Here is a 16,621-nt window from a genome sequence, read left to right on the forward strand (position 1 = left end):
AGCTATTTTTGGAGTGCCTGTTGAAAAGTCTTAACTGCATCAACATGATTCACCATATTGATGCAGCGCAACAACAAATCCAAATCGATCCCTTTCACCTCCTCACTACTGGAAACCTTTTCATAATGAAGTGTATTCCCCTCTCCCCGCAGGTGATAAACCTCTAACAATCCATCTTCCCAAAACCACACTTCAGGAATTTTCAGCCGCTTGTATGCCTCCAGCTTGTCGATCCCGCCACTGGAAAACACGATTTCGAGCGCCAAATCGGGTAGCCTACGACCGGGAGCAAGTTTATAAGATTTATCGGCCTCTCGCTTGACTTTACCCGTTTCACTTTCCAGAGTCATTGAGCCAGTTGGAGTAAAGTCAAACCCCGCCATCAGCAGGTAAAGCTCCAACAATGCACCAATTCTTTCTTTAACGGTTTCGTGGGGTTCTCCAGGCATTAGTTTAATCTCCAAAACTCCATCCAGGAAAGAAAGTCGATATCCTGGACGGTCTAACAATTGCTCAACTGCTTTGAACTCTCTCCAAGTGAGTCCCTCAAACAGAAGAGGTGATTCTTTTCTGGGTGGTGCGATGATTGCTGCGGTCATTTGATTCTCCAGTCTATTTCCAGATGAGAAACGATCGGGTTTGGAGGGCGATTTGTTTATTATAACTTTAAGTAGCTTTCTCCACTGTAAATCCGATTTCTTGCCCGTAGGATAGTTCCAGCGTGTGACCGTCTGGGTCTCGCAAAAAAGCCCAGTAGCCGATCGGATATCCAGAATCTTTTGGTTCTTCAAGCAGCACACCTTCTTGACGTGCTTTGTCGCAGAGTTCGTCCATATATTCGCGACTTTTGCAACCTACTCCCAGGTGTGCCAAGGGAGACAGAACGGGATGTACGGAGTCTGTTTGAATTAGCACAATTACAAAAGGGCGAGTGCAGTCAGAAAGCCAGACCACAGCAACACCTGCTTTGGCATCAATGCGGCGGTGGACGACCTGCATTCCAGCATAGTTGGAGTAGAATTCAATACTGCGATCGACATCAGAAACGGGCAGTGCGATGTGTGTGAGACCGATATCACTCATATGTTATGTTGCTCCAGTCATATTAGGCTTAGCATCAATAATTGCCACTTCCAATATCATAATTTTAATGAGATGAGCGCCACTTTGCAGCTTTCAGATCGATTTCTTTTTTGAAAAAATCTAGTTTTCTTGATATGGCTGATAATTATTGGCTCCTGTTGTCATTATCTAAGGTGAATCCCGCCTAAATTTTTCCTGAATAGCAGCATTTTCTATCTCGGTACGAAATATATCGAGCATTCCTATAATTTCTCTGTGTAGCTCTAGATATTCCTCCCTATCAAACACCAAATAATTACCGTGGGCAATTTCGTTCCTTGTCTTTAAAAGCTTGGTATCAATTAATACCGATTTAGTAGAATATATTGAAAAGTCAATTCCGAGAATATAAGTTATTTCTTTTAAAATCTCAGAAGATAAATTCGATGCAGTAGATATTACATCTTTAGGTAGGATACATCTCTGATTTAATTCGGAAAGAAAGAACTCACAAACAGGTATATACAATGATGGCTTATGTGTCTCTTTTGCCTCTTTAAGTTTGTCTTTCATGGCCAAAGCTAAAAAATTACTAGAAAGCTCCTGATACGTAAGCTTTTTTGAGATAACATATTCTAGATAAGAGTTGGCTGCTAGCTTGACAAAACCTTCCCAATGGGAATAGAGAATACATACTCCACTCCGAACTAATACTTTATGTCTTTGGTCAGAAACATTTTTCGCTTCTATCAAAGATTTCATTTCTGACAGTTCCTTCTTTCGCCAAGCAAGATCCGTTGCCAATCTATCGCTTAATTGTTCCGCTGTTCGGATGCTCATGAAGGGGAAAAGACCTTTCTACCAAGCGGAATAAGATACGGTAAGCGTCTTGCTGCATTCAGTCCAGCTCCCGACCACTTTTTATAAGTTTGATTTGACCAAATACTTTTTATACGATTAGGTAATTGGTCTGTTAGAACCGGATTTTGATAGTTGTATCCAATTCCTAATGCTATTACCTCATAGGCCGATAAGAGAAAGCCTCCTAGGAATTTATCATTTTCCGATTTATATCGCTTGAAGCTATCGTCTCCCATAGCTTCATTAAGCATATTGAAGGTCACATCAAACGCTCTCTCTATGTGGGTGCTATCCAAATCTTTTTTAATAGCCATTTCACGCATTCTAGCCGTTAGGAACTCGCTAACATCACCGCCCAGCGTTTGAATACTTGCATAATCTCGATCGAAGAAAAGAATAAAACGCAATACTAATTCCATATCATACTGTTCTTCATAAAGTCTATCGCTCAAAGCAATGCAGCTTTTAAATGACTCCCGATCGGCAAGTGAACGCATTAAATTATATAAATTCTTATTCAACATTAAAAGAATGCCATTTCTTACTTCTTGCGGTGTAGCAATCGATCCTCCTGTATTCAGCCGCTGAAAAAGCTCATACTTAATCATTTCATCACTTTCTTTTGCAACAATATTGACGTATATTTTGGTTCTTTTTATCAATAAACGCTGCGCCTGAGTTAAAGAGTTATCTTTATCGTCAGGATCGTTCCATTTTTTACCTTTTAACGAAGGTAAGTAAGTAGTTTCTTGTAAGGCGACAGCAGAAAATGTATCTTGCTCTCGATTGTCTGGTTTCAAAATACCTACAAATTCATATATGGTTGAGAGTCTCTGCAAACCATCGATCACATCCCAAATCCCATCATCTCTTTGACTGACAAAAATTGGTGGAATCGGTATACCTAAAAGAATTGATTCTATAAACCTGGATTTTTGAGAATCCGACCAACGAAAAAACCTTTGAAACTCTGGGTGAATATCGATTTCCTTACTCTCATAAAGACTGATCCACTCGCCAATAGACATTGAGTAGCTATCTGTCCGAATTTCTTGCCTTGTTTTGTCAATCTCTTCTTGTAGAGGCATGGCTGAAGCAGTCCTAAGTATTATGTATAGCTATACTTGCAGAATGGCAATATTTAAAGATTATATCACTGAACGAATATCTGAAAAAACGATCGCCCAGAAAGAGTCAACTTTGCTCTCAAGACAATGCGGAACCTGATGCGATCGAGCGGGTAGAATAGAAAAATCCATTGAACCGATCGGCTAAACCAATCCCTCTCTTAGTTTGTCACATCAGTGAAAGCAGCAATGCAGCGATCGCCCGTTAGCGAAGCTTGCAGAAGAGGATCGCCCACCCCCAGCTTTAAGCGAACACCCAAATCCGTCACCCTCACCCTTTTTTCATTTGGTCACAGGCTATGATTGACGGTTGGCAGCTTTTGAGAATCTAAATGCTAAACACAAATACAATTATTTCCAGTCTGCTGTTATTTATCCCAGTTTCCATCGCCGGACACTTTCTCGGCTGGGAATCCTCCACAATCTTCATCACCTCGGCTTTAGCCATCATCCCCCTAGCCGCGTGGATGGGAACGGCCACCGAAGAAATCGCCGTCGTCCTCGGTGCCAATTTGGGGGGTTTGCTGAACGCTACCTTCGGAAATGCCACGGAACTGATTATCGGCATCGTCGCCCTCAACGCCGGACTAATAGATGTTGTCAAGGCCAGCATCACCGGTTCAATTATGAGCAACCTGTTGCTGGTGATGGGATTGGCGATGCTGCTGGGTGGCTTGCGCTACAAAGAACAAGATTTTCAGCCGACAGTCGCCCGGTTGAATGCTTCAGCGATGAACTTAGCCGTGATTGCCATTTTGGTGCCGACGGCAGTTAATGCCACCTCTATTGGCATCCCTCCGGCAACTATGCAGAACCTCTCTAGCGCTGTTGCTGTAGTGCTGATTGTCGTCTACGTGCTGACGCTGCTGTTTTCTATGAAAACCCACAGTTATCTGTACGATGCAGGGGTGGCAGAAATAGAAATGCTGGAAGATTTAGCCGAAAATAACTTAGCACCAGACAGTCCTGACCACAAAGTCAATCTGCCGCTGTGGATTGGGGTGCTGTTGGCCTGTACCCTGATGGTAGCTGTCGAGTCGGAACTGTTGGTGGGTACTCTCGAAGAAGCGACGGCGCGTTTGGGGCTGACATCACTGTTTACCGGGGTGATTTTAGTGCCGATTATTGGCAATGCGGCCGAACATACGACGGCGGTGACGGTGGCGATGAAAAATAAAATGGATTTGTCGGTTTCTGTGGCCGTGGGTTCGAGTTTGCAAATTGCTTTGTTTGTTGCCCCGGTGTTGGTTTTGGCAGGTTTTGTCTTGGGCAAACCGATGGACTTGAATTTCAACCCGTTTGAACTTGTAGCGGTTGCGGTGTCGGTGCTGATCGCCAATTCTATCAGTTCTGACGGCAATTCTAACTGGCTCGAAGGTACTTTGCTGTTGGCAGCTTATACGGTTTTGGCGCTGGCGTTCTACTTCCATCCGGTAATTGAGGGACTTGTTTAAAACGCTTTCTTATCGGGAAGCAAGAGGGAAGAGGGAAGAGGGAAGAAGGCAGATTTTTTCACTCCCTCACTCCCCCACTCTCCCACTCTCCCACTCTCCCACTCTCGCACTCTCCCCCTCGCCCACTCTCACTTATTTCTTCGAGAATGGTGGTTGCGATCGTACAATTGAAATGTGGCTGCTCTCTTGTTATTAGTTCTGGTGTGTTTGTACATTATGTGCTCTCATCAGGGATTTGTGACCTCGATCGGCTGTGACAAACAACAAAACCTTTGGCCTCAACCCGATCGTGAGATCGCAGTGTCCCCGGTTATAAAAAACACGGGATGCTGAAGTCAAGCGAGACTCAAACCTCCCTTGACTTCAGAGACGCTGCAAGATTTCAATCAAGGGTGCTCATGAGTCTTTTACTAGGTGTGCTACGATCGTCATAAGTAGTTGAAAACTGAGTTGGACTTGCATAGCCAAAAAGTTCACCAAAGTTAGTCATACTTAACTTGACTGATTAACATTCTGGGCGGTATGATTAAATCAATGCCGAAAAAAAGGCTTAATTATCTGGGAGAGTAAACCGAGCGTGCAAGTCAAAAATGACCAGCCTGTCACAAGGTAGAACGGGATCCCGCGTTTCGTTAAATTGGTTGAAAATAGTGGATGACTCATGGCTACAAGCTTCAACTAAAATTAATTCATTAGGGCGTTGCTCCGCCCGAATTAACGCCTGTGGACAAGAAAGAGCCGACTCCCTTGGGTGAAGCAGGAAACAGACCCTTCAGGAGTAATTCTGATTGAATGGTGAGGCTTAAATAAGTTTAGCCAAGTTCTGTGTAGCAGTAAACCACGGTCGATTTAAAACTGACCAGCCTATAAAAAGGTCGAACGGGATACCACGATTCGTTAAATTGGTTGAAAATAATGGTTAAAGAAGGGCTAAAAGCTTCCACAATAATAAATAGTTGTACAGACTTCAAAAATAGGGTGCTGCTCCACCCGAATTTACGCCTGTGGACAAGTAAGAGCCGACTCTCTTGGCAGAAGCAGGAATCAGACCCTCTAGAAAATACTTCTAGTTGAATGGTGAAGCTTAGATAAGTTTAGCCAAGTTTTGTAGAGCAGTGTCCAAGTAAAACTTGATAGAGCAACCTCAATCAGGGTTATGTGGCTTCTGTGAGTTATTGCCTCAATCCCAAATGCCCGAATCCCTCCGATCCAGCCAACTCTGGCAAATCCGCGTGTATCCACTGCGGGTCTCAACTTTTGTTGGAAGGTCGATATCGGCTAGTCACGCCTCTCGGAAACGGTGGCTTTGGCAGAACATTTGAAGTGGACGACAACGGCGCCCGAAAAGTGCTAAAAGTCCTGCTCAAAGACCATCCCAAAGCTGTAGAACTTTTTAAGCAAGAAGCCGACGTATTGGTCAGGCTGAGACATCCAGGTATTCCAAAAGTCGATCGCGACGGTTATTTTACATTTACGCCAGCTCACAGCACAGAGTCTTTTCACTGTCTGGTGATGGAGAAAATTGCTGGGGCCAATTTGCAAGACTGGCTGAAACATCGGGGCCGCCCGATCAGTCAAGAACAAGCTCTGAATTGGCTCAAACAACTGTCGGAAATTTTAGACCAAGTTCACCGACTCAACTATTTTCATCGGGATATCAAGCCGCACAATATTATGTGCAAGCCCAACGGGCAGTTAGTGCTGATAGACTTCGGGACTGCTAGGGAAGTGTCGGGGACTTATTTCGCTAAGGTGGGCCAGGGACAAAATGTGACTGGTATTGTTTCTCCCGGCTACACGCCGCCGGAACAAACTAATGGCAAGGCTGTTCCGCAGTCAGATTTTTTTGCTCTGGGGCGCACTTTTGTTTATTTGCTGACTGGAAAGCCACCGACTGCGTTTCCAGAAAATCCCCGCACGGGCAGATTGATGTGGCGCAAAGGAGCTCCTCAAGTTTCCGACCCCGTGGCTAATGTGATCGATTACCTGATGGCGCCTTTTCCGGGCAATCGACCTCAAAGTCCCCAGATGGTTTTGCAGTGCTTGGAGGAAATTAATCTCGACGGCGCGGAAAGTCAGTTGCCCACTCAGTTGCCGACGACGGGGCAAACTAAAATTCGCGCAACAGCCGGGGAGGCTGGGGCGAAGAAGCAGAGTTCCAGAAACCGCCTCAGACCTCTGGATTCGGGATTGAACAAGACCGAGAAAGATGTTTTTGATTGGAAAAAGAAGTTGCTGGCGGGCACGGCTGTTTTGATGGTGAGTATTGGGGCGTCTCAAATTTACGGTTCGCTGCGTTACGGGGTGTTTCCAGCAAACCCCGTGTGGCTGCTTTCTACTTTACCTAGCACTCAGTTTTTGCAAAGAAGTTTGGATAATGTCGGGAGTGTAAAAGCGACCGCCCTGTCGCCTGACGGTCAAACTTTGGTGAGCGCAAGCTTTGGGACGATTAGAATTTGGAATGTGAGGACGGGACGGCTGGTGCGGACTCTCAATTCGGTGCATTCTAAAAAATCTGTCAACACGCTGGCGGTGAGCCCGAACAGCTCGATTTTGGCCAGCGGCGGCGGCGACAATAAGGTGATTCTCTGGGATTTGAAGACGGGGCGACGGATGCGGACGATTCCCGCTCACACAGCCGCCGTCAATGCGATCGCTTTTAGCAGGGACGGTAAAACTCTCGCTAGCGGCAGCGATGATAAAACTATTCGCTTGTGGAATGTCAGAACCGGCAGCAGGTTGCGGACTTTGAGCGGCCACGCCGGAGGAGTAAACGCGATCGCTTTGAGCCGGGACGGTAAAACTCTCGCTAGCGGCAGCCAGGACAAGACTGTGCGTTTGTGGAATCTCGGTACCGGAGAAGTCAGAAGAATTATCACAGGTCACGGGGGCCCGGTTAATGCTGTGGCTTTTAGCCCGAACGGGCAAATTGTGGCTAGTGCTAGCACCGACAATACGATCCGTTTGTCTAACGTGCAAGACGGGAAGCGCACCCGCACTTTTAAAGGGCATTCGAGTTGGGTGAGGACGATCGCCTTTAGCGCGGACAACCGCACTTTGATTAGCGGGGGCGGAGATATTATAGTTTGGGATTTGAAGACGGGAAAAGAAAGAAGCACTCTTTCTGGTCACAGTCAGTTTGTGAGTTCTGTGGCTATTTCCAGAGATAGCAAGACTTTTGTGAGCGGCAGTCCCGATCGCACTATTAAGATTTGGCGAATGCCATAGTCCTACTATTTTAGATTTTAGATTTTAGATTTTAGATTGAAGAGTGGAGGCGAGCGAGAAATCCCATCCCGACTCCGACGTGGAAGTCTGGGCCTTGCCCGCCCTACAACTCTTACTTGCCACAATTGGCAAAAGTAGAAAACAGGTTAAATTCTGTAACCCTCCACGCTTGCCATGTCTGCGCGCCAGCAAAAAGACTGTACCTAGTTATGCTTTTATCGCTGTCAACATAACTTTGCCAACTTAATGAAGCAACAGTTGGATACTGGGCCGGAAACTCCCCTGGTATAGGACTTACTTGCGAGCTCATGTTCCATCCTACTTGCTTGCTAAAATCTTTAATTTGACCTTCGCAAGTTCGACAGTTAGAACCGCCGACTTTCTGCCAAATCTCTAACTGTGGAGTCAATCCATATTTGCCATTGCTCGATTGCATCCACAGCCGATCGATCGCGCGGAGGTTCGGACAAGACAGATTGGCGGGGTTGTTGCGGATCAGAGAGACTGTTTCTTGATCTGCTTCGTACCATTTTTTGGCTTCTAATAAGGATTGAAGTTTGCTAAATTCGCTGTTGCTTTCTTGTGAATTAGCGGTAAATGCTGGTTGCAAAACTGCAATAAATGTGCCTACTAATGCGAGGGATAGTTTGCCAAGTTTAATCATGTTCCCTGAGTAAAAGTGATTTAACAAAGGACAGTTTACCATCTCTAGACCGAGATGAAATCTTCAGAGCCAATAAAATTGGGAGCAACACCTGTCAAAGAAGCTAAAACTTCACCGCTGCTGGCTAGTCTAATTAATGTGCCGTTAGTTCCCGGCGAAATTGATAGCTGTCCGAAGGTCAAGCCATTGATTAATTGAATGGTATCTTGAGAGTTGGTGAAATCAGAGATGGTATCAATTCCCAACCCCGCACCTAAAACAAATACATCGTTGCCCGCGCCACCGAATAGAATATCGTTTCCCAAACCGCCGTTGAGAGTGTCAAAACCTTTGCCGCCAGACAGGTTGTCGCTGCCGCCTCCCCCGACAAGGATATCGTTGCTTCGCAAACCCGTAAGTGCGTCATCGCCGTCTAAACCGTTGATATTATCACTGCCGGGAGTGCCTATCAGGTTGTCGTTGCCGTTCGTGCCGTTGATGGCGTTTGGAGAGTTATTGATGCCGCCTGAAGCGTTGCCGGTGTCAGAAACGAATACGTCTTGAACCCTGTTAGTGTCACCAGGCACGAGGTTGGATGCTTCAGATACAAACGCCACAAACCTCCCGTCGGCTGAGATGGAGGGAGTAGAGGAGACATTGTTGGCCTGAGCGCCGCTGGAACTGGCAGAGACGCCGGTGGTGGTATTCGTTAACAAGTCGCGCACGAAGACATCGGTGGTATTGTTTGTGTCCCCCGGCACGAGGTTGCGGGCATCAGATCCAAACGCTACAAACCGCCCGTCGGCTGAGATTGAGGAGAACTGGGAGGGTAAATTGCCGCGCTCGCCACTGGAACTGACAGAAACAAGGGTAGTAGTGTTAGTTGACAAGTCGCGCACGAAGATGTCGTTGCTATTGCTAGTGTCCCCTGGCACCAAGTTGGACGCATCAGATTCAAATAGCACAAACCGCCCGTTGGCGGAGATGGAGGGAAGGGAGGAAAAGCCGTTGGCCCGAGCGCCGTTGGAACTGACAGAGACAAGGGTAGTGGTGTTGGTTAACAAGTCGCGCAGGAAGATGTCGTTGTCAGCGTTAGTGTCTCCCGGCACCAGGTTAGTGGCCGCAGATGAAAACGTCACAAACCTCCCGTCGGCTGAGATGGAGGGAGAGTAGGAGCTGCGGTTCCCCCGATCGCCGCTGGAGCTGACTGAGACGCTAGTAGTGGTGTTAGTTGATAAGTCGCGCACGAAGATGTCGGGGGCATTGTTGGTGTCCCCGGACACCAGGTTGGAGGCATTAGATGCAAACGCCACAAACCGGCCGTTGGCGGAGATGGAGGGCCCTGAGAAGAAATCGGCGGAGGAAGAGCCATTTCCCCGATCGCCGTTGGAGCTGACTGAGACGAGGGTGGTTGTATTGGTTGACAAGTCGCGGACAAAGATGTCGCGTTGGTTGTTAGTATCCCCCGGTACGAGATTGGTGGCATCAGAATAAAACACTACAAACCGCCCGTCACCGGAGATGGAGGGAAAAAAGGAGTTGCTATTCCCCCGATCGCCGCTGGAGCTGACTGAGACGAGGGTGGTGGTATTGGTTGATAAGTCGCGGACGAAGATGTCGCCATTATTGTTAGTATCTCCCGGCACGAGATCGGAGGCAGCAGATGCAAACGCCACAAACCGCCCGTCGGCGGAGATGGAGGGACGGTTAGAGAAGGCGCTTGCCCGATCGCCTGTTGAGCTAACTGAGACAAGATTAATAGTCATAAGTCCTCACACTAAAATTGCAACTTTGGTAAATTGATGAGCGATTGATGGATTGTTGGCGAAGTTCGATCGCGCTCTTTGAGTAAAAGTCAGAGCTTCGGCGAAAGAACACAGCAGACAATTGAGAATGGGCAGATATCTAAACAGAGACGAAATCTTCAGAGCCAATAAAATTGGGAGCAACACCTGTCAAAGAAGCTAAAACTTCACCGCTGCTGGCTAGTCTAATTAATGTGCCGTTAGTTCCCGGCGAAATTGATAGCTGTCCGAAGGTCAAGCCATTGATTAATTGAATGGTATCTTGAGAGTTGGTGAAATCAGAGATGGTATCAATTCCCAACCCCGCACCTAAAACAAATACATCGTTGCCCGCGCCACCGAATAGAATATCGTTTCCCAAACCGCCGTTGAGAGTGTCAAAACCTTTGCCGCCAGACAGGTTGTCGCTGCCGCCGCCCCCGACAAGGATATCGTTGCTTCGCAAACCGGTGAGTGTGTCATCGCCGTCTAAACCGCTGATATTATCGCTGCTGGGAGTGCCTGTGAGGTTGTCGTTGCCGTTCGTGCCGTTGATGGCGTTTGGAGAGTTATTGATGCCGCCGGGAGCGCTGCCTATGTCAGCAATAAAGAGGTCTGGGCCGTTGTTGGTATCTCCCGGCACGAGATTGGCTGCAAAAGATGAAAACGCTACTTTCTGCCCGTTGGCCGAGATGGAGGGGAACTCGGAGTCGCTGTTCCCCTGATTGCCTGCTGAGTCAACAGAGAGACGGGTGGTAGTATTCGTTAACAAGTCGCGCACGAAGATGTCTTCTTTATTGTTAGTGTCCCCTGGCACGAGGTTGGAGGCCTCAGATGAAAACGTCACAAACCGCCCGTCAGCGGATATGGAGGCGGACCCGGAATCTTGGTTGCCCTGATTGCCTGTTGAGGAAATAGAGACGCGGGTGGTGGTATTGGTTGATAAGTCGCGCACGAAGATGTCGTTGTTATTATTTGTGTCCCCCGGCACGAGGTTGGTGGCACGAGATGAAAACGCCACAAACCGCCCGTCAGCAGAAATAGAGCCACGGATGGAGCCGCCGTTGGCGATCTCGCCATTGGAACTCGCAGAGACAAGGGTAGTAGTATTGGTCAACAAGTCGCGCACGAAAATGTCGCGACTGTCGTTAGTATCCCCAGGCACGAGGTTGGTGGCAAAAGAGTAAAATGTGACAAACCGCCCGTTGGCAGAGATGGAGGGGAATGAGGAGTAGTCGTTCGCGGGAGCGCCACTAGAACTGACAGAGACGAGGGTGGTGGTATTAGTTGACAAGTCGCGGACGAAGATGTCCTCCTCATTGTTAGTGTCCCCCGGCACGAGGTTGGAGGCTGTAGATGAAAACGTCACAAACCGCCCGTCGCCCGATATGGAGGGATCCCCGGAAAACTTGTTCCCCCGATCGCCGCTGGAGCTGACTGAGACGAGGGTTGTGGTGTTGGTTGACAAATCGCGGACGAAGATGTCGTTGTTATTATTTGTGTCCCCCGGCACGAGGTTGGTGGCATCAGATTGAAACGCCACAAACCTTCCGTCAGCAGAGATGGAGGGGTCGTAGGAGCTGTCGTTCGGCTGATTGCCTGCTGAGTCAACTGAGACGCGGGTGGTGGTGTTGGTGAGCGTGTCGCGCACGAAGATGTCGTCGCTATTGTTAATATTATTGTTCGGAGCTCCGATTCGGAAGATGGATTGTTGAAGTGTAAACGCCACAAACCGCCCATCACCGGAGATGGATGATTTGACCGAGTAACGGTTGCCCTGCACATCGCCTGCTGGGTCAGAGATGCCTGCTGAGTCAACTGAGACGCGAGTAATAGTCATAAGCCCTGACATTTAAGAGTACAAGTTTGGATATCCCTGCGGTTGATGGAAATTATTCAATAAGCAGCTCTCAAAGTCAATTCATAAAAGTCATAACTTTGAGTTCATAAAAGCCATATTTATCAACAAATGTTACCAACAGTAGACAAAATAGCCAAACTCATATGCAGTCAGCGAGCGAATGATACTTGCTCCAGAATTAATCAAGTTTTCTGTGTTGCAAAATCTAATAACTAATTCCCCGCCCGTTTTTGGCAAATTCATCAACAGTTTGCTGCGAAAGTTCGTGAACTGCGATCGCCTGCAACACGTCAAAAGGCAATGTCAAATGATGGGCGCCAGCTAACAAAGTCTTTACCGCTTCTTCCGGCGATTTAATGCTAGCTGCCAAAATCTCCGTATTAGTTCTCTGCAACACATTTGCCATATCCCGCACTAAGGCAAAACCGTCTCCTAACAATCTGGTGGCGCGATTCACGTAGGCGATCGCATATTTTGCCCCCGCTTCTGCTGAAACAACTGCTTGTGATGCGCTGTATATCGCTGTCACCGCGCAAGGAATTTCCGGTGACAAATGCGCTACTGTTTGGAAACCCGCCGCCGTTGCTGGAACTTTCAACACTGTTTGCTGTCCAATTAATTCAAAAGCCGCTTTTCCTTCTGCTACCATGCCATCAAAATCAGATGCAGTTAGCTGATAATACACTTCCCCCGGAATAAGTTTCGCCAGTTGTGTGAGCGTCACATCGGGAGATAAATCGCTTTTTCCCAGGAGGGTTGGATTAGTAGTAATTCCCGAAAGCCAGCCGAACTGGCTCGCCTCTTTTGCTTCTGCTACAATTGCAGTATCGAGATAAATTCCCATCAGCTCTACCCCTTTATTTTCTTAGTTTATTCTGAGTTTTCCGAGGCTTAGTTTCAATTTGATGTCACTGAGCGTCACATTGATTGTTAGGTATTAACTGTAGCAGATTTGTGAAAACATCGCTAGTAAGTAAAAATAACAATTAAGTGATGGGTATCACGTCACTTGCTGATTACGATCGCCATGTAAGAAAACTTCGATCGCCAAATGCCGGAAACAAACAATTTATATTTGTAGTATGGGTTATGTATGCAGTAACTCAAGGAGGTGACTCATAAAATGAGAGAAAAAGAAAATCATCAGTCACAAGTCAGTCTTGAAGAATCTTGTGACAAAGCGGAGTTTGAAGAACCAGCAGCAGCCCCTCAAGACTTGCCAGAAAATGATAATTCTCAAACCGAGTCTCAAGCATTTGAAAATCACGGTGAAGATGGTTTGAAGGCTCTAGCACGCTTAATGATGGTGAGTCTAACTTGGTCGCTGGCAGGACTTTCCAAACGCGAGTAAGTTATGGAACACTACCGCAACGGGGAAGCTATGATTTGTGAGTTTTGTTGTAAGTTTTGTTTAACTCAAAACTTACAACTCCCGGACTTACATGATGTCCGGTTAGTTGTAAGAAAATCCGTTTTTAGTGAAGACTTTCGTCCTTAAAGCAAGGACTAAAGTTTTCAACAGACCACTTATCACTTTTCTTGAATTCCTTCAAACGGCCCCAAAAAAGTCGGTTCTGGACGGGTAACACGCACTTCCCAAAGCGCTTTGATGACTGCCAAAAATTCGCGGAAACTGTAGCGAATCATGCCCTTTTGGCGAAATTTGCCCCAATCCGGCGTTCCTAAGCCGATCGCCTCTACGCCCAACCGGCGGCAGGTATAAACAGCGCGGGCTAAGTGAAAGTTTTGGGTAACTAAAACAGCCTTCGTTATGCCAAAAATCTCTTTCGCCCGGTAGCAACTTTCATAGGTACTAAATCCGGCATAATCGAGAACGATATTATTAATCGGTACGCCCTGGGCTTCGGCGTAGTCCTGCATTGCTTGGACTTCGTTGTAATCGACCGTGCTATTGTCTCCTGTCATCAAAAGTTTGTCCACTCGGCCCGCTTTGTACAAATCGACGGCTGCTTGCACTCGATCGGCTAACATGGGGCTTGGAGTGCCGTCTTCCCAAAGTCCGGCACCAAAAACTATAGCAATGGGTTCTGCCGGCACGTTAGCTATATCGCTGTGGCGGTAGTTGCGGGTAACAAATCGGACGTAGTAGTTGAGGGCTAGAGGTGCGATCGCTGAGGTTAATATTAACAGCCCGATGACAAGGCGCCATTGAAATCTAAAGGATTTAGGCAACATAAATTCAAGTTAACTTCCTATATAATTACACAAACAGACCGCTTCGCGGGTCTAATAATTGTCTTGTTCCCGAATTTACATTATATTGACAAAAATATGATTCAACACCAGCCAAACTTTGAATTGCTGGAATCACTTTTATGGCAACCCAAAAACGGCTATTTTTTGCTAGACAGACATCTTCAAAGATTAGAGCGATCGGCTGATTATTTTAATTTTCCCCTATCGCTAACAGAAGCAAGCAAAGCTTTACAAGCATTAAGTCTGACTTGCGGGTCAGTCAAACAAAAAATACGGTTAACAATATCTTGTGAGGGAAACATAACATTACAAGCTCAGACACTAGATAGCGGTATCTTAAAAATCGGTGCATCTGTGGGAATTGCCCGCAAACCGATCGACTCTCAAAGCCCATTTCTTTACCACAAGACAACTTACCGAGTACCTTATACAATGGCTTTGGAGTCGCAGCCCCAATATCAGGATGTCTTTCTGTGGAATCAAGATGGAGTGATCACCGAATCCACGATCGCCAATATCGCGATCGATACACCTGCAGGTCTAATCACACCTCCCGTCAAGTGCGGTTTATTACCGGGGACGTTTCGTTCTCAACTTTTAGAGGAGGGAAAAATCAGAGAAGAGTTAATTACCTTAGATGATTTGCGTAGTACCGAAACTCTATTCCTCATTAACTCCGTTAGGGGTTGGATACGCCTCAAGAAAGAAGCAAACCGAGATGTTTGGAAAGTGGTAAGTAATGGCTGAGATAACGCTGGCAATCGGTTTTAGTATGGTGCGAACTGTGCACCTTACTAAAACTAAAAAAACCGATAGTGTCAAAATTGACTCGTTGCGTAAGTCCTGAAAGTGTTAACCATAGTGCAATTTATTATGAAACAAATACAACCTTGGCATTGGCGCAAGCTTCCCCTAAATCAGCGCAGCGGAGCTGAGATTTTTCAAATTTTATTTCTCGGTAAAACCGCCGACAGTGCAAGCTCAATATCGGATTGTTTCCCCCGCGATATGGCCGTTCTGCTAGAAAGTCCAGTTACATCTTCTACTAACTTGGCACGATATTCTATTTGTGCAGGTTCTCCCCGGATAGTTGACGGTCACTCTCAGCTATGGACACCGCCAGTCGGTGAAATTTTACCTTTTTTGCGCGCTCTTTTGGACTCTCAAAAGCAAAATTTAGCAGTGAATGTACCGCCGGAAATTCCTTTTAGTGGGGGTTGGTTGGGATGGCTAGGTTATGATTTAGCATGGGAAATTGAACACCTGCCCCAACTCAATACCGATCCGCTTCCTTTCCCGGTTAGTTGTTGGTACGAACCAGAATCTTTTGCGGTTTTAGACCATCAAACGCAAATTCTCTGGTTGGCTGCGAGTCAACCTTCTCACCTCGATGTTATGCAGCATCAATTAGAGCAAACCCAGCGAGAAATAAGCGAGAATAATTTACCGGAAAATTCTCAACAAAATTCCGCTACTCCTATTTTCCAATTATCTCAGAGTGAGTATAAAGAAATAGTGCGAAAAGCTCAGAAGTATATTCATGCGGGCGATATTTTTCAGGCTAATTTATCTTTGCGGTTTGAAGCCCGTACAGATTGCAGTAGTTGGTCAATTTACCGCGCTTTGCAACGGATCAATCCTTCGCCTTTTGCAAGTTATTGGCAAACTCCGTGGGGGGCGATAGTTAGTTGTTCGCCAGAAAGACTCGTTCAATTATTAGGAAAAAAAGTGGATACTAGACCGATCGCGGGAACGAGACCGCGAGGTTTAACCTCCATTCAAGATGAGCAATTAGCACAGGAATTAATAGAGAATATCAAAGAAAGAGCCGAACATATTATGTTAGTTGACTTAGAGCGCAACGATATCGGGAGGGTGTGTGAATGGGGTTCGGTAAAAGTTAACGAATTTCTGACGATTGAACGCTATAGTCACGTGATGCACCTCGTCAGTAATGTTATCGGTACATTAAGACGAGATTGCGACGCGATCGACTTAATTCGAGGGGTATTTCCGGGCGGTACGATTACAGGTTGTCCGAAAGTGCGCTGTCTGGAAATCATCGAAGAATTGGAACCCGTGAAGCGCAATTTGTTTTACGGTTCCTGCGGTTATTTGGACTGGCGCGGCAACCTGGATTTAAATATTTTGATTCGCACCCTTTTATATGCACCAAAAAGTGACGGTACAACCGGGGGAGTTGTTTGGGGACAAGTGGGTGCGGGGATTGTTGCTGATAGCGATCCCGAAAGGGAATGGCAGGAGTCGCTGCATAAAGCTCAAGCTCAAGTTAATGCTTTGAAATTAGCGGAAATATTTGATTAGATGCGGGTTAGATAAATCGACGTGTTAAGATTGTTGAAGATTTAGATCGCCGATTTACT

The 16,621-nt window shown here is 46.6% G+C and carries 14 protein-coding genes; 5 read left to right on the top strand and 9 right to left on the bottom strand.

Annotation, left to right across the window (positions count from 1 at the left end; genetic code table 11):
* Positions 1 to 2: 2 nt before the first annotated feature.
* The 4 genes from QUB12_RS05660 to QUB12_RS05675 form a co-directional block, all read right to left on the bottom strand.
* On the bottom strand, positions 3 to 599 hold the full coding sequence (locus tag QUB12_RS05660; protein WP_333305873.1) for a Uma2 family endonuclease: 597 nt from the start codon (positions 597 to 599) through the stop codon (positions 3 to 5).
* Between the two features lie 67 nt (positions 600 to 666).
* A complete protein-coding gene (locus QUB12_RS05665; RefSeq protein ID WP_333305875.1) occupies positions 667 to 1,083 on the bottom strand; it encodes a VOC family protein in 417 nt (138 codons plus the stop codon).
* A 168-nt stretch (positions 1,084 to 1,251) separates the two neighbouring features.
* Complete coding sequence (locus QUB12_RS05670; RefSeq protein WP_333305877.1) at positions 1,252 to 1,902, bottom strand: MAE_28990/MAE_18760 family HEPN-like nuclease; 651 nt, start codon at positions 1,900 to 1,902, stop codon at positions 1,252 to 1,254.
* Positions 1,899 to 3,011 carry a DUF262 domain-containing protein gene (locus QUB12_RS05675; RefSeq protein WP_333305880.1) on the bottom strand — a complete coding sequence of 371 codons (1,113 nt, stop codon included), beginning with the start codon at positions 3,009 to 3,011 and terminating at the stop codon, positions 1,899 to 1,901. The genes QUB12_RS05670 and QUB12_RS05675 overlap by 4 nt, the downstream gene beginning before the upstream one ends.
* A gap of 371 nt (positions 3,012 to 3,382) precedes the next feature.
* Here QUB12_RS05675 and cax point away from each other — a divergent pair, with 371 nt between their 5' ends.
* Positions 3,383 to 4,504 (top strand): calcium/proton exchanger, encoded by a 1,122-nt coding sequence (gene cax / locus QUB12_RS05680; protein WP_333064517.1) that lies wholly within the window; start codon positions 3,383 to 3,385, stop codon positions 4,502 to 4,504.
* A gap of 1,158 nt (positions 4,505 to 5,662) precedes the next feature.
* A complete protein-coding gene (locus QUB12_RS05685; protein ID WP_333138193.1) occupies positions 5,663 to 7,732 on the top strand; it encodes a serine/threonine-protein kinase in 2,070 nt (689 codons plus the stop codon).
* A 112-nt stretch (positions 7,733 to 7,844) separates the two neighbouring features.
* Here the strand turns inward: QUB12_RS05685 and QUB12_RS05690 are convergent, their stop codons facing one another.
* From QUB12_RS05690 to QUB12_RS05705, 4 genes are all read right to left on the bottom strand, one after another.
* A complete protein-coding gene (locus QUB12_RS05690) occupies positions 7,845 to 8,396 on the bottom strand; it encodes a GUN4 domain-containing protein (protein WP_333289908.1) in 552 nt (183 codons plus the stop codon).
* A 44-nt stretch (positions 8,397 to 8,440) separates the two neighbouring features.
* Positions 8,441 to 10,141: a calcium-binding protein gene (locus tag QUB12_RS05695; protein WP_333305882.1), complete on the bottom strand. Its 1,701-nt coding sequence runs from the start codon at positions 10,139 to 10,141 to the stop codon at positions 8,441 to 8,443.
* Between the two features lie 139 nt (positions 10,142 to 10,280).
* A complete protein-coding gene (locus tag QUB12_RS05700; protein ID WP_333305885.1) occupies positions 10,281 to 11,999 on the bottom strand; it encodes a calcium-binding protein in 1,719 nt (572 codons plus the stop codon).
* Between the two features lie 226 nt (positions 12,000 to 12,225).
* A complete protein-coding gene (locus QUB12_RS05705; RefSeq protein ID WP_333305887.1) occupies positions 12,226 to 12,864 on the bottom strand; it encodes a transaldolase family protein in 639 nt (212 codons plus the stop codon).
* Positions 12,865 to 13,143: 279 nt separating this feature from the next.
* Between QUB12_RS05705 and QUB12_RS05710 the strand changes: the two genes are divergently transcribed.
* Positions 13,144 to 13,371: a hypothetical protein gene (locus QUB12_RS05710; protein ID WP_333104712.1), complete on the top strand. Its 228-nt coding sequence runs from the start codon at positions 13,144 to 13,146 to the stop codon at positions 13,369 to 13,371.
* 179 nt (positions 13,372 to 13,550) lie between these two features.
* Here QUB12_RS05710 and QUB12_RS05715 read toward each other — a convergent pair whose 3' ends face one another.
* The gene (locus QUB12_RS05715; RefSeq protein ID WP_333305889.1) at positions 13,551 to 14,216 is read right to left on the bottom strand and encodes an ElyC/SanA/YdcF family protein; all 666 of its coding nucleotides are present in this window, start codon (positions 14,214 to 14,216) and stop codon (positions 13,551 to 13,553) included.
* A gap of 96 nt (positions 14,217 to 14,312) precedes the next feature.
* Between QUB12_RS05715 and QUB12_RS05720 the strand changes: the two genes are divergently transcribed.
* Both QUB12_RS05720 and QUB12_RS05725 read left to right on the top strand, forming a co-directional pair.
* The gene (locus QUB12_RS05720; protein WP_333305891.1) at positions 14,313 to 14,984 is read left to right on the top strand and encodes an aminotransferase class IV; all 672 of its coding nucleotides are present in this window, start codon (positions 14,313 to 14,315) and stop codon (positions 14,982 to 14,984) included.
* A gap of 126 nt (positions 14,985 to 15,110) precedes the next feature.
* A complete protein-coding gene (locus QUB12_RS05725; RefSeq protein WP_333305893.1) occupies positions 15,111 to 16,562 on the top strand; it encodes an anthranilate synthase component I in 1,452 nt (483 codons plus the stop codon).
* Positions 16,563 to 16,621 lie beyond the last annotated feature (59 nt).

The sequence above is a fragment of the Microcoleus sp. B7-D4 genome, assembly GCF_036705125.1.
GTDB lineage: Bacteria > Cyanobacteriota > Cyanobacteriia > Cyanobacteriales > Microcoleaceae > Microcoleus.

Excerpts from the sequence above, each read along its gene's own strand:
- QUB12_RS05690 (WP_333289908.1), bottom strand. The coding sequence starts at position 8,396 with ATGATTAAACTTGGCAAACTATCCCTCGCATTAGTAGGCACATTTATT.
- cax (WP_333064517.1), top strand. The coding sequence starts at position 3,383 with ATGCTAAACACAAATACAATTATTTCCAGTCTGCTGTTATTTATCCCA.
- QUB12_RS05665 (WP_333305875.1), bottom strand. The coding sequence starts at position 1,083 with ATGAGTGATATCGGTCTCACACACATCGCACTGCCCGTTTCTGATGTC.
- QUB12_RS05710 (WP_333104712.1), top strand. The coding sequence starts at position 13,144 with ATGAGAGAAAAAGAAAATCATCAGTCACAAGTCAGTCTTGAAGAATCT.
- QUB12_RS05720 (WP_333305891.1), top strand. The coding sequence starts at position 14,313 with ATGATTCAACACCAGCCAAACTTTGAATTGCTGGAATCACTTTTATGG.
- QUB12_RS05715 (WP_333305889.1), bottom strand. The coding sequence starts at position 14,216 with ATGTTGCCTAAATCCTTTAGATTTCAATGGCGCCTTGTCATCGGGCTG.
- QUB12_RS05725 (WP_333305893.1), top strand. The coding sequence starts at position 15,111 with ATGAAACAAATACAACCTTGGCATTGGCGCAAGCTTCCCCTAAATCAG.
- QUB12_RS05705 (WP_333305887.1), bottom strand. The coding sequence starts at position 12,864 with ATGGGAATTTATCTCGATACTGCAATTGTAGCAGAAGCAAAAGAGGCG.
- QUB12_RS05695 (WP_333305882.1), bottom strand. The coding sequence starts at position 10,141 with ATGACTATTAATCTTGTCTCAGTTAGCTCAACAGGCGATCGGGCAAGC.
- QUB12_RS05670 (WP_333305877.1), bottom strand. The coding sequence starts at position 1,902 with ATGAGCATCCGAACAGCGGAACAATTAAGCGATAGATTGGCAACGGAT.
- QUB12_RS05675 (WP_333305880.1), bottom strand. The coding sequence starts at position 3,011 with ATGCCTCTACAAGAAGAGATTGACAAAACAAGGCAAGAAATTCGGACA.
- QUB12_RS05700 (WP_333305885.1), bottom strand. The coding sequence starts at position 11,999 with ATGACTATTACTCGCGTCTCAGTTGACTCAGCAGGCATCTCTGACCCA.
- QUB12_RS05660 (WP_333305873.1), bottom strand. The coding sequence starts at position 599 with ATGACCGCAGCAATCATCGCACCACCCAGAAAAGAATCACCTCTTCTG.